The sequence below is a fragment of the Flagellimonas meridianipacifica genome, from assembly GCF_003001695.1.
Taxonomy (GTDB): Bacteria; Bacteroidota; Bacteroidia; order Flavobacteriales; family Flavobacteriaceae; genus Flagellimonas; species Flagellimonas meridianipacifica.
Window position 1 is genome coordinate 1,917,203 of the sequence record NZ_PVYX01000001.1, and the last position, 13,496, is coordinate 1,930,698.

A 13,496-nucleotide genomic window follows, 5' to 3' on the forward strand; every position below is an offset into this window, starting at 1 on the left:
ATTGAGAACTTTCTTGAACGAAATCTTAATTGAAGTAATCAAACAAACTGATAATGGCTGAGAAACTCGTTGTAATTTCTGATATGTGGGGTGTAAAAAAAGGAATGTGGATCACATCCTATTTTGGATACCTTCAGCAATATTTTGATATTGTTTTTTACGATGCACAACAGCTTGGAAATTTGGATGTTACTGTTTCCACTGAAGAAAATATACACAATGCTTTTGTACAAGGCGGAATTGATACAGCTGTGGCGCACTTGCTAAAAAAGGAAAGCCAACCTTCTCATTATCTAGCGTTTAGTACCGGTGGTACCATTGCATGGAAGGCAGCCCTTAGAGGTCTTCCTATGAAATCATTGACCGCTGTTTCACCCACTCGTATTCGTTTTGAAGAAGAAAAACCAAACATTCCCACCCGTTTGATGTTTGGAGAATGTGATGAGTTCAAACCAGGGCTAAAATGGGCCAATCATTTGGGAGCAAATCTGGAAATCGTATCTGGATTTGGACACGACCTATACTCCGATGAAAAAATAATTTCGGATATAAGTCTTGGACTGTTGCAAAAAGCCACAAGTTCAATAAGTAAATAAGCTGATTAAGAAACCGCCTTTAACTTTTTGATAGTCTCATGCGAAAGCTTTTCTTCCGCATAGGCTTTGGTGACTTTAAACTCGTTTTCTTCACTGCTGGGCAGGATAAACATGGCATCCGTGAAAACGGCTTCACATAGAGAGCGAAGCCCTCTAGCTCCCAACTTATATTCTACAGCCTTCTCAACGATGTAATTTAGCGCCTGTTCCGTAATACTGAACGTAATGTTATCCATAGCAAACAATTTTTCATATTGTTTGATGATGGCATTTTTGGGTTCAGTAAGAATAGCACGTAACGTTTTGGCATCCAAAGGATTCATATGGGTAAGAACTGGAAGTCTACCAATGATTTCCGGAATTAATCCAAATTCTTTTAAATCCTTTGGGATTATATATTGAAGAATGTTTTTACTGTCTAGGCTATCTTCAGCTTTGGATGCACTATATCCCACAGCTTGCATATTGAGGCGTTTGTTGATAATGCGTTCAATACCATCAAAAGCTCCACCAGCAACGAACAGAATGTTCTCTGTGTTTACTTCAATGAACTTTTGGTCAGGGTGTTTTCTTCCTCCTTTTGGCGGAACATTGACAACGGTACCTTCCAGAAGCTTAAGCAACCCTTGCTGTACGCCTTCACCTGAAACGTCCCTTGTAATTGAGGGATTGTCACTTTTACGCGCAATTTTATCAATCTCGTCAATGAAGACAATACCTCTCTCGGCCTTTTCTAAATTGTAATCTGCTGCCTGTAATAATCGTGTCAGAATACTTTCTACATCTTCACCTACGTAACCTGCTTCCGTAAGGACTGTGGCATCTACAATTGCCAATGGTACATTGAGCATTCTTGCAATTGTCTTGGCAATAAGGGTCTTACCCGTTCCAGTTTGCCCTACCATTACAATATTACTCTTCTGAATTTCAACCCCGTCATCATTTCCTTTAGGTTGAAGAAGTCTTTTGTAGTGATTGTAAACCGCAACCGACATTACCTTTTTGGTGCGTTCCTGTCCTATTACGAAGGTGTCTAGGAAATCCTTGATTTCCAGAGGTTTTTTCAGAATCAATTCTGAAGATAAATCCTTATTGTTGGATTGTTTGGATTCTTCAGAAACAATACTGTATGCCTGTTCAATACACCTGTCGCAAATATGGGCGTCTAAACCAGCAATCAATAGATTGGTCTCTGATTTTTTTCTCCCACAAAAAGAACATTCTAAATTTTCCTTTGCCATATAACCTTGAGGTTCAATACACAATAACGTAAAAAATGTGGTAAATCATACGTTTTTTACGTTGTTTTTTGAATCTTGCTTTTAAGTCAGTGTTATTTTTCCCTAGCTAAAACTTCATCAATCATACCGTACTTTTTGGCTTCTTCAGCCTTCATCCAAAAATCTCGATCACTGTCTTCATACACTTTGTCGAAAGTCTGGCCAGAATGATTGGCTATAATTTGATAAAGTTCGTCTTTGATTTTCAGTACCTCCTTGGCAGCAATTTCGATGTCACTTGCCTGTCCTTGGGCACCTGAAAGAGGTTGGTGAATCATTACCCTAGAGTGGGTAAGTCCGCTTCTTTTTCCCTTTTCTCCTGCACATAAAAGAATGGCAGCCATGGAAGCTGCAATCCCAGTACAAATGGTGGCCACATCGGGTTTAATAAACTGCATGGTATCGTATATTCCAAGACCCGCATAAACGCTTCCTCCGGGAGAGTTAATATATATCTGAATGTCCTTGGAGGCATCGGCACTTTCCAAGAACAACAATTGGGCCTGAACAATATTTGCCACTTGATCGTTGATGCCCGTTCCCATAAAAATGATTCTGTCCATCATCAATCGGGAGAAAACATCCATGGCAATTGCGTTCAATTGCCTTTCCTCAATAATATTGGGTGTCATATTAACGGGGTACATGCTACTGATGATTTGATCATAGTACATGCTATTTACTCCGTGGTGTTTGGTGGCGTATTTCTGAAATTCACTAGCGTAATCCATAGGATATCGTTCAATTTAGCTTTAAAAAAAAGGTGCCGAAAAGTTTAACTTTCGGCACTATAAAGATACTTAAATTTCTTTTAGCGGAAATTTAGCCGTAAACCTCTTTTACAAAGTTGTCGTAAGAAACCTCTTTTACCTTTAAATTGGCCTTTTCTTTAAACAAATCCAGAAGTTTTTGACTCATCAATTGTTCCGAAAGTCGCTTTACTTCATCTTGATTGCCCAAAACTCGATTGGCCACATTTTCAAGTTCTTCCTCTTTAGGGTCCAAATGACCGTATTGGGCCATCTGTGATTTGATAAAACCTTTGGCAAATTCTTTTAACTCATCAAGTTGCACTTGCAGGTCATTGTCTTTTATGATTTTTCCTTCAATTAATTGGTACCTCAATCCTTTTTCAGATTTATCATATTCTTCTTTAGCTTGGTCATCCGTCAATAGATTTTCACCACTTACCTGAATCCACTTGGTCAAAAATTCCGCAGGAAGTTCAAATTTTGTATCCTCAATGAGTTTTTCGGTAACATCGTTTAAAAGCTTCTGGTCCGACTGTTGTTCGAACTGTTTTTCAGAATCCTCTTTGATTTTGTCCTTAAGTTCTTTTTCGGATTTCACATTGTCCTTTCCAAAAAGCTTGTCGAACAATTCTTGGTCCAATTCTGCAGGCTGCCTCTCATTGATTTCTTCAATGGTAAAAATTACATCAATGTTAAGCTTTTCAGCCTTTTCCCTGTCTATGCCCAAGGAACCGATCAAAAGATAATCCTCTTTAAATAATCCCTTGGTATTCAAAGTGACAGTTTCTCCCGTTTTTTTACCCACCAAAGCATTGATTGCTTTTTTACTTTTTACCTTGTCAAGTTCAATAGTGGTTTTGTTTTCAATCTCTTCATCTTCATTTTTGAAAACTCCAGTTACCTCATCTTTGGTGCCTATTTCCGTCTTGGAAACCAATTTTCCATATTGTTTTTGAATACGCTCAACTTGCTCATCAATCATTTTTTTGTCAGCAACAATCTTGTATTGGGTAATGGCCTTTTTGCTTTTCAGTTTTACGTCAAAATTAGGAGCTAACCCCAACTCAAACTCAAAGTCCAAAACCTCATTGTCCCAATTAAAGTTGTCCTGCTGTTTTGGCAGCGGATTGCCCAGAACATCCAGCTTTTCTTCGGTAAGATATTTGTTGAGGTTGTCTTGCAACAATTTGTTCACCTCATCAACCAAAACCGCTTTTCCATATTGCTTTTTAATCAAACCAATTGGAACCTGACCTTTTCTAAACCCTGGAATGTTTGCTTGTTTTCTGTAGTCTTTTAGGATATTGTCAACCTTTTCTTGGTAATCTTCCTTGCTTATGGCAACTTTTACAACTGCATTAAGCTCATCAATCTGCTGTTTAGTAATATTCATCTGCTACCTAAATAATTTCTATTGAAAAATGGGTGGCAAAAGTACGGTATTTTCCGTATCACAACAACTTTTTAAGTTACTGAATACCAAAGTCTATGATTTCTTTTTATCATCCTTTAAAAGGGAATGCAGAATGGACTGAAGGATAGACAGTAAAACACTGAATATTATAGCCCATAAAACACCGTCTACTTGAAATCCAGAAATAAAGTTTGCGGCAATCAGAATAATAATTGCGTTGATAATTAGTAAAAAGAGTCCCAGAGTTATAATGGTTATGGGCAGTGTTAGAATAACCAATAGAGGTTTCACCAAGAAATTAAGAACACCTAATACGATAGCTACAATAAGAGCGGTAACAAATGAATCCACTCCAACGCCGGGTAGGGCGTAGGCAAGTATTATAACGGCTAGGGCATTGAGCAATAGTCTGAGAATAAGATTCATGATAGAAGAAATTCAATTAATAAAAAAAGCACCACATCAAGTGGTGCTCTTAAGATAAGTCTTTTTGTGATTAATCGATGTACAATCCTGTAAAATCCAAAGGATTGACACCGGGTAGATTAGAGCCATAGGTTTCGTTGATGGCTTCTACAAAAGCATTGGCCAAAATTGCATATCCTCTTGGTGACGGGTGAACCCCATCCAAAGAGAAACCTCCTCCGGTTGCAAAAGTTGATGTCACTACACTTCCGTCTGCTTGAGGCAAACCATTGGCATTAAGTTCAGCTAACAAGGCATTGGCATCAACGAAGGCTAGACCAAACTGGTCGGCAATTGCTTCTATGGTCTGATTGTACGCCGCTAGTGCTGTGGCAATTGCTTCTTGTTCTTCTGGGGTAAGCACCCAACGGTCCTCCAAAGGAACAGCTAATCCATTAACAGAAGTTGGATCGTTAGGGTTGGCTAAAGTTCCTATGAAAGTTCTTGAGGTCAATATTAACAGATCGTCAGATGTTGTCTGTCTTAAATTGACCAATGCGGGATTTATACCCGTTAAATTAGTTAAATCCTCGTCCAGTATAACTACCGGATTGGATTCTCCGGCTGTAAAGGTAATTGTTCTCGCTGCCAACTCATCCGCATCTATGGCATTGCCCGCGAATGCTAATTGCAAGCCACCATTGTAAGCGGCATATGCACCATTGAGTGCGGCGGCCGTAGCCTCATCTAGGGGCGCCGGATTAAATGGTACCGTAGTGAAAAAAGGAATATCCGTAACATCTGGTAAGTTGGCAATAACACCACCGGCTCCATTAGCCGTCATGGTTTGTACAATTGCTCCTAGTGCATTGGCCAAAAGACCTGGGTCTGTAATGTCATTTCTATCATATTCCAAAGGGTTCGGATTACCCGTTCTGTCCACTCCTGAACCTCCATTGGTAGCGTATAGCAATATGTCATTGGAACCTGCCCATAGAGAAAAGAATGTGGCGCCCTGTGCTGCGGCATCTCCAAGCACTGAGGCACTTTCAGAAGAGGAAAAACGCACAAAGTATGGATTGGCGGTACCCATTAAAAGTCCAGCTACACTGCCATATCCCTCTGCCAATAATTCATAGCTCTTTGCCCCAGGCAATCCCATATTATTAAAGGTTCCAGATAATTTTTCGGTGATTTCAGTTGTTCCTTGCCCAGGCACGGGAGTTGGTGCGGGACCATCCGCAGTAAAGGCCAAGAAAAGACGATTTCCAATGTCTGGACTTCCATCCATATCTAAGTCAGTCAGGCCATTTATCGTAGCACCACCTAAATTGTCAGCCATAAAGGGGATATTAAAATCACCACCACCGGCTAAAGCGAAGTTTGAAGCTAACATGTTGGGAAAAGAAGCCTCTTGTCCGGCAATGAAAAGTGCGTTATCCGAAAATCCTGCGGTAAGGGAGTTTCCGATGGAAACATAATTTGAAAAATCTGCCGTACCGGATGTAAATACAATAGGGTCCGGATCTGGAGTAGTGGTTTGAGCATCATCATCATCCGAGCATGCTATCAGCAATAACCCTAGTAAGGGAAATAGGGCATAGAATTTTTTCATAAGTAATTTAATTAGAGTTAGTTTAAGTTAACCTTACAGTTAAATCAGTATTAACCAAATCTAGAGGAAATTTGTTATACAGACAATTAAATGGGTAAAAAAATTATGCATGCATAATAAAAAGGGGTGAATTTTAAGAATTCAGAAAGTTTGCCGCCTTTTCAAAAAACTGCTTTGGATTCTCAGCATGAAGCCAATGTCCTGCTTTGTCAATTGTTTTGATATCTGCTTGAGGAAAGTGTTTTTGTATTTCCGAGTAATCGTTGGGCAGGATATATTCAGATCGGTCGCCCCTTAAAAAAAGCGTTGGGCCTTCAAAAGTGGAAGTGGCTGGGATACTCTCTCCTATTTCCTCCATTCTGTCTTTAAGTACATCAAGGTTAAATCGAAGACCGAGTTTTCCCTGTTCTACCCAATATAGATTTTTCAATAAAAACTGCCGTATTCCAAAATCCGCCAGATGTTGGGATAATATCTCGTCAGCTTGTTTTCTACTGCCAATACTATTAAAATCCAGTTGGGTTAATGCGTTAACGATATATTGGTGATGCGGGGGATAATATTTGGGCGAAATATCGGCAACAATCAATTTTGAAACATGGTTTGGATGGGAAATGGAGAATTTCATTGCAGTTTTTCCTCCCATGGAATGACCTATGATATTGGCCTCTGAAACTTGGTAATGTTCCATGTAATTCGATAGGTCTTGACTTAAGATTTCATAGTCGAACTCATCAGAATGAAAACTCTTTCCATGATTTCGTTGGTCTATTAGGTGAACCTGAAAACCATCATTGGCAAACTGATTTCCCAAAGTTTTCCAGTTATCGGACATGCCCAAGAAACCGTGCAGAATCAAAAGAGGCTTACCATCACCCAAAATTCTAGAGTGGAGTAGTTCCATTATCTTAATCGATTTAAATACATGTTCACTACGTTTTCAAGCCCAAGATAAATAGATTCACAGATAAGAGCGTGTCCGATGGATACTTCGAGAAGATCTGGCACGTTTTCCTTGAAAAATTTGATATTATCCAAACTTAAGTCGTGCCCTGCATTTAATCCCAAACCGGATTTTTGTGCTGCAATCGCAGCATCCGTGAACGGTTTTACCGCCTCATCCGTTTGACCCATTGCAAACTTTTGAGCATAGCTTTCAGTGTATAATTCAATTCGGTCAGTTCCCGTTTTAGCTGCACCTTCTACCATTTCTATTACAGGGTCTACAAAAATAGAGGTTCGAATACCTTCGTTTTTGAAGATTTTGATTACATCGACCAGAAAATCCTTATGCTTCAAAGTGTCCCACCCTGCATTGGATGTAATGGCGTCTTCCGCATCTGGGACCAAGGTTACCTGTGTTGGTTTTACTTTAAGGACTAAATCGATAAACTTCGGAATTGGATTCCCCTCAATATTGTATTCGGTGGTAACCACTTCCTTTAAATCGAGGGTATCTTGGTATTTTATATGACGCTCGTCGGGTCTTGGATGTACTGTAATTCCTTGTGCACCAAAGGATTCAATGTCTTTAGCGGCCTTTAATAAATCAGGGGCATTTCCTCCTCTTGAATTCCTTAAGGTGGCCAGTTTGTTAATATTGACGCTCAACTTTGTCATATATTCATTTTTAAGGAGTCAAAATTAAACAATAGGCATGCCTTTTGCTATATAAAATTAGTATTTTGCACCTTAGAGTGTTGCTATGCAAATTCAAGATAAAATCATATCGTCAATTCCTGTTTTTGAGGTTTCAGAAACCTTGAAGGAGGTAATTCACTTTTTTGAGGAAACAACCTTTTCGCATGTTGCGATTACGGAGAACGGTGAATATTTAGGGGTTTTATCGGAAAATGATCTTCCTTGTTTTGAACCGGATAAGGGCATAGAGAAGTTTAGATTTGAAATGGAACGGTTTCATGTAAACAAAGAAACTATGTGGATGGATGTTTTGGAAATGTTTTCCAGAAACGAAGCCAATGTTATACCTGTTGTTGACGATAACCAAATGGTTGCCGGATATTATAATCTGGAAGAAGTAGTTGATTACTTTATCGACACTCCCTTTTTTAAAGAACCGGGAAGTATCCTGGTTGTATCCATCGGAATTAAGGATTATTCCTTTAGTGAAATTGCGCAAATTGTAGAGGGCAATAACGCTAGATTGTTGGGGGCATTTATTTCTGAATCCCTCAACGACATTGTTCATGTTACCTTGAAGATTGGTTCGGAAAACCTAAATGAAGTAGCACAGACTTTCAGGAGGTACAACTATACGATTGTATTCGGGAACAGTGATGATAAGTTCATTGAGGATTTGAAGGAACGTTCCGATTACCTGGAAAAATATCTCAATATATAATATGAAGGTTGCCATCTATGGCCAGAGCATCGTGGAGCAGGACAGAATCTTTGTTCTGGAGCTCCTAGCTGAGCTTAAATCCGTTGGTGCAGAGACTTTTATTGAATCTGGTTTTCAGCAAATTCTTAATGGCTTGGGTGTTACCTCAGAGAATGAAGAGTTTACCCAGTCTTCAGGTCTTGATAGCTCTTTTGATTTATTTGTGAGTTTCGGGGGGGACGGCACCATGCTTAGAGCGGTAACCTACGTAAAAGATTCGGGCATACCCATTGTTGGGGTTAATACAGGTAGGTTAGGTTTTTTATCCACTTTTAAAAAAGAAGATGTTCGCAAAGTGGTTACTGAATTTATGTCAGGGGCGTACTCTGTAGAGGGTCGTTCACTGGTTGAAGTCTCACTGAGCTCGGGATTAAGAGAATTTGACGGATTAAATTTTGCCCTCAACGAGATTACCGTAAGCAGAAAGGATACCACTTCTATGATTACGGTAGAGACCTATTTAAATGATGAATACTTGACCTCTTATTGGGCGGATGGCTTGATAGTTTCCACGCCTACGGGTTCTACGGGATATTCGTTGAGCTGTGGAGGGCCGGTCATTGCACCGTCCACTAAGTCTCTTGTGCTTACGCCAATTGCTCCACACAATCTAAATGCAAGACCTTTCGTAATTTCAGATGATACGGAGATACGTCTAAAAGTCTCTGGTAGGGAGGAGAATCATTTAATATCGCTGGATTCCCGAATTGCCAGTATTCCCAACGGACAAGAAATTAGAATAAAAAAATCAGACTTCACCATTAATATGATTGAGTACAAATCCGGAAGTTTTCTCAAAACACTTCGCAATAAACTCCTCTGGGGCGAGGACAAACGCAATTGATTTATTTGGAAACAATAAAAACAGCTAAAAACTGTTTAACAAAGGAGAACATATAAACCCGGAATTATATAGACTTTCCTTTACTTCTTTTAGGTTAACATTTTTGATGGTATGCGAATAGTTTTTGCTATTTTTTTGTGTGCAGCGTTTGGATTGAATGCCCAAACCTATGAGGTGGGGTTATTTGCAGGTGGTGCGAATGTTATTGGCGATGTGGGGAGGACCAATTATATTTTTCCTTCAGGACCTGCCGTGGGTGGTCTTTTTAAATGGAACAAAAGCAAAAGATATGCATGGCGCGCCAGTGTAATCTATGGAAGTTTTACAGCGGATGATACAAAATCCTCCAAATCTTCAAGGGAACAAAGGGGTTTTGTAATCGATAATTCGGTTCTGGAAGCTTCTGTAGGACTAGAATTTAACTTTGTAGAATACAATCTTCACAAGCTTGGACCCGCCTTTACCCCCTATCTTTACACGGGTTTAACCTATTTTAGGTACGATTTCAATTATTTTGATGCACAACAAGTGCAGGATATTAACCAAAAAGAAGGTAGTTTTGCAATTCCAATGACGGTAGGGGCCAAGTATCGTTTGAATCAGTTTCTTATTCTTGGAGCTGAGATTGGGGCAAGATATACCTTTACGGATAATCTAGATGGGAGCAATCCCGAAGGTTCCAATTTTGAGCAGTTTAGATTTGGAAACATTCTAAGTGATGACTGGTACGTCTTCTCAGGTATAACCTTAACCTATACCTTTGGACGCAAACCTTGCCAGGATTGCTTTGAGTAAATGCTAACACTAGAGGACGTAAACAAGGATAGATTGCCTAAACATGTTGCCATTATTATGGATGGTAATGGACGTTGGGCAAAACAACGCGGAAAGCTTCGTGTTTTTGGACACGAGAATGGTGTTGATGCCGTTAGAAAAACGGTTGAGTCCTGCGCAAAACTTCAAATAGATTTTCTTACCCTTTATGCATTTTCAACAGAAAATTGGAACAGGCCCAAGCTGGAAGTTGAAACCTTAATGAAACTTTTGGTATCCTCACTTCGTAAAGAATTGGATACCCTTAACAAGAACAACATCCGCTTGAGGGCTATTGGAAATATAAATACATTACCATCCAAAGCACAAAAAGAACTATCTGAAGTAATTGCAAAAACCGAAAAAAATTCGGGAATGACTTTAACCTTGGCATTGAGCTACGGTTCTCGAGAGGAGCTGAAAACCGCAATAAAAGAGATAAGTTCCAAAGTTAAAAATAATATAATTTCACTTGAAAATATTGACGAAGCCGTTATAAATACTCATCTTTACACGCACTTCATGCCAGATGTAGACTTGCTTATTCGCACCAGTGGAGAGTGTAGAATAAGCAATTTTTTACTTTGGCAGATAGCGTATGCCGAATTATATTTTATTGACGTATTTTGGCCTGATTTTAGTGAGCATCATTTGGTAGAAGCAATATTAAGTTACCAAAATAGAGAAAGACGATTTGGAAAGACTAGCGAACAACTCAATTAAAAGGACCACCAAAACTTTACAACCTTACCTTACATTACTACTTCTTCTCCTTTACTTTAACCCGAGCTTAGCCCAGGACACTTCTTTTGAAAATGGCAAGAGATACATTTTGGGAGGTTTGTCGGTAACGGGACTACAAAGTTACAATGAGCAGACAGTAAAAACCTATACAGGACTTCGAGTTGGTCAACAAATAACGGTTCCTGGGGACGAAATCAGTGCTGTTATCAAAAAGTTATGGAGCTTGGAGCTCTTTAGTGATGTTAGTATGTATTATACCAGAATTGAGGGAGATAAAATATTCTTGGAGCTCAATATTTTGGAACGACCTACATTATCTAAAGTAACAATCTATGGTGTTAAAAAGCGAAAAGTTGATGATATCATTAATGATACTGACCTAAAAAAAGGGAAGAAAATTACGGAAAGCTTAATAGCAAACACCAAGAATTATCTTCAAAACAAGTACAAGAAACAGGGCTTTTTAAATGCAAAAGTAAACATCGCTACAGCAAAAGATACCTCTGATACCAATACGCAAAGTATGGTCATTAATGTGAACAAAGGTGACAAGGTTAAAATCAGAAGCATTGTTTTTGAGGGTAATGAAAAACTGTCCAACAAACGCCTGAAAAAAGCCTTAAAAAATACCAAGAAGAAGAAACTGTATCGTTTCTGGAAAAAATCAAAATATATAGAAGCCGATTTTGAAGAAGATCTTTCCAATCTTATCGATACTTACGCGGAAAGAGGATACCGTGATGCTCGAGTACTTTCTGATACTTTTATCAAGGTAAATGAAAACAATATTGATTTAAAAATAAAGGTAGAAGAAGGGAACAAGTACTATTTTGGCGACATCAATTTTGTGGGCAATTCGGTTTATACGGATAGACAATTGAATCAGGTATTGGGTATTCGAAAAGGAGAAACCTATAATGGGGTTTTACTTAAAAAAAGAATAGCTGATGATACCAAACCGGATGCTATCGATTTGACTAACCTATACCAAAACAATGGTTATCTCTTTTCAAGTATAAACCCGGTTGAGGTTTCTGCTGTGAACGATACAATTGATTTTGAAATTAGAATCATTGAAGGAAAAGAGACCTTTCTGAACCATGTTACTGTAGTAGGAAATGATAAGACCAATGACCATGTTATTTTTAGAGAGCTCCGCACAAGACCAGGTCAAAAGTATAGTAAGGACAATATTGTGCGAAGTATCCGTGAACTTGGTCAGCTAGGTTTTTTCGATGCGGAACAGATTGCTCCTGACATACAGAATCCAGACCCAAATGCGGGGACAGTGGATATCAAGTATAGTCTCGTTGAATCCGGTTCCAGTCAAATAGAACTGCAAGGAGGATTTGGCGGTGGTGGATTTATTGGTACACTAGGGCTTTCCTTCAATAACTTCTCGTTGCAGAATATATTTAATGGTAAAGCGTATAAGCCAGTACCTATGGGTGATGGACAAACCTTTGCTTTGAGATTGCAGGCGAGTAGGTCATTTAGAGTGTACAGCTTAAACTTTTCCGAACCTTGGCTTGGGGGTAAAAAACCTGTACGTTTTAACTTATCGTTATCCAGAACACAACAGTTCGCTACAAACTTTGACAACAGGGGTAGAATAGATGTGGATAGAAGTAGAGGATTTGCAATTACCGGTGTTTCCTTAGGATTGGCCAAAAGAGTTCAATGGCCCGATGACTTTTTTACTGTTTCCCATGCATTGAGTTATCAGTTATATGATTTTAACGATTTCAATAATGGACTTTTTAATTTCGGAAATGGTAGTTCTAATTCATTGAACTATACTTTTGGTATTTCAAGAAGTTCCCAAGGTCCAAGTAGAATATTCCCTTTGAGCGGTTCCAACTTTGAATTTACAGCAAAATTTACCCCGCCATATTCTCTGTTTTCAAACAAAGATTTTAGAGCAATACGAACAAGGATAGACGAAATAACCCAAGATCTTTTTGATATAGGACCAAACCCTGGAACAATTGAAGAGCAACTTGAGTTTGAAGACTTAAGTGACGAATTGGAACGCTTGGAAGAAGAACGTTTTAAGCTTTTGGAGTTTTATAAGATAAAATTTAGGGGAGATTGGTACACACAGCTTGTTGATAAACTAGTGCTTAGAACCAATGCCGAGTTTGGTTTTTTGGGAAGTTATAACAATGATATTGGAGACGTTCCATTCGAACGATTCTTTGTAGGGGGAGATGGTTTAGGAAACTTTACATTGGATGGTAGGGAGATTATTCAGCTTAGAGGATATGAGAATAGTTCCTTGACTCCTTTTATTATAAATCCAATTACTGGTCGTCAAGAACAAGATGGGGGCACTATTTACAACAAATTTTCTTTGGAACTTAGATACCCGTTAACTCTAAAGCCAGCAGCTTCAATTTATGCACTATCATTTTTAGAAGCTGGTAATGCTTTCAACAATTTTAGTGATTTTAATCCGTTTGAATTAAAAAGATCTGCCGGAGTGGGGCTTCGTATTTTTATGCCGGCATTCGGTCTATTGGGAATTGACTTTGGTTATGGTTTCGACACAGATGCCAGACCAGGCTCCGTAGGACCCAGTGGCTGGCAAACACACTTCATTATCGGGCAGCAGTTTTAACCATGTGGAAAT

The 13,496-nt window shown here is 38.9% G+C and carries 13 protein-coding genes; 6 read left to right on the top strand and 7 right to left on the bottom strand.

The genetic code is table 11. From position 1 onward, the window contains the following. Positions 1-53 precede the first annotated feature (53 nt). Positions 54-596, top strand: coding sequence for a hypothetical protein (locus tag CLV81_RS08810; RefSeq protein ID WP_106144644.1), 543 nt, complete (start codon positions 54-56; stop codon positions 594-596). A 5-nt stretch (positions 597-601) separates the two neighbouring features. On the opposite strand, the gene clpX is transcribed toward CLV81_RS08810, so the two are convergent. The 7 genes from clpX to CLV81_RS08845 form a co-directional block, all read right to left on the bottom strand. Beyond that, positions 602-1,837, bottom strand: coding sequence for an ATP-dependent Clp protease ATP-binding subunit ClpX (gene clpX / locus CLV81_RS08815; protein WP_106144645.1), 1,236 nt, complete (start codon positions 1,835-1,837; stop codon positions 602-604). Positions 1,838-1,929: 92 nt separating this feature from the next. Further along, positions 1,930-2,607, bottom strand: a complete 678-nt coding sequence (gene clpP / locus CLV81_RS08820) for an ATP-dependent Clp endopeptidase proteolytic subunit ClpP (protein ID WP_106144646.1) — start codon at positions 2,605-2,607, stop codon at positions 1,930-1,932. A 91-nt stretch (positions 2,608-2,698) separates the two neighbouring features. Continuing rightward, the gene (gene tig, locus CLV81_RS08825; RefSeq protein WP_106144647.1) at positions 2,699-4,021 is read right to left on the bottom strand and encodes a trigger factor; all 1,323 of its coding nucleotides are present in this window, start codon (positions 4,019-4,021) and stop codon (positions 2,699-2,701) included. Between the two features lie 93 nt (positions 4,022-4,114). Next, positions 4,115-4,468: a phage holin family protein gene (locus tag CLV81_RS08830; protein WP_106144648.1), complete on the bottom strand. Its 354-nt coding sequence runs from the start codon at positions 4,466-4,468 to the stop codon at positions 4,115-4,117. 70 nt (positions 4,469-4,538) lie between these two features. Continuing rightward, positions 4,539-6,062: an SGNH/GDSL hydrolase family protein gene (locus tag CLV81_RS08835; protein WP_106144649.1), complete on the bottom strand. Its 1,524-nt coding sequence runs from the start codon at positions 6,060-6,062 to the stop codon at positions 4,539-4,541. Between the two features lie 133 nt (positions 6,063-6,195). Further along, the gene (locus CLV81_RS08840; RefSeq protein ID WP_106144650.1) at positions 6,196-6,966 is read right to left on the bottom strand and encodes an alpha/beta fold hydrolase; all 771 of its coding nucleotides are present in this window, start codon (positions 6,964-6,966) and stop codon (positions 6,196-6,198) included. Then, entirely contained in the window at positions 6,966-7,682 is a 717-nt protein-coding gene (locus CLV81_RS08845; protein ID WP_106144651.1) for a pyridoxine 5'-phosphate synthase, read from the bottom strand. Before CLV81_RS08845 ends, CLV81_RS08840 begins: the two co-directional genes overlap by 1 nt. An 85-nt stretch (positions 7,683-7,767) precedes the next feature. Between CLV81_RS08845 and CLV81_RS08850 the strand changes: the two genes are divergently transcribed. The 5 genes from CLV81_RS08850 (at position 7,768) to CLV81_RS08870 (ending at position 13,484) form a co-directional block, all read left to right on the top strand. After that, on the top strand, positions 7,768-8,424 hold the full coding sequence (locus CLV81_RS08850; protein ID WP_106144652.1) for a CBS domain-containing protein: 657 nt from the start codon (positions 7,768-7,770) through the stop codon (positions 8,422-8,424). A gap of 1 nt (position 8,425) precedes the next feature. Continuing rightward, positions 8,426-9,307: an NAD kinase gene (locus CLV81_RS08855; RefSeq protein ID WP_106144653.1), complete on the top strand. Its 882-nt coding sequence runs from the start codon at positions 8,426-8,428 to the stop codon at positions 9,305-9,307. 111 nt (positions 9,308-9,418) lie between these two features. After that, complete coding sequence (gene porG, locus CLV81_RS08860; RefSeq protein WP_106144654.1) at positions 9,419-10,102, top strand: type IX secretion system protein PorG; 684 nt, start codon at positions 9,419-9,421, stop codon at positions 10,100-10,102. Continuing rightward, positions 10,103-10,843: an isoprenyl transferase gene (locus tag CLV81_RS08865; RefSeq protein ID WP_106144655.1), complete on the top strand. Its 741-nt coding sequence runs from the start codon at positions 10,103-10,105 to the stop codon at positions 10,841-10,843. After that, positions 10,815-13,484 carry a BamA/OMP85 family outer membrane protein gene (locus CLV81_RS08870; RefSeq protein WP_106144656.1) on the top strand — a complete coding sequence of 890 codons (2,670 nt, stop codon included), beginning with the start codon at positions 10,815-10,817 and terminating at the stop codon, positions 13,482-13,484. The genes CLV81_RS08865 and CLV81_RS08870 overlap by 29 nt, the downstream gene beginning before the upstream one ends. Positions 13,485-13,496: the final 12 nt, after the last annotated feature.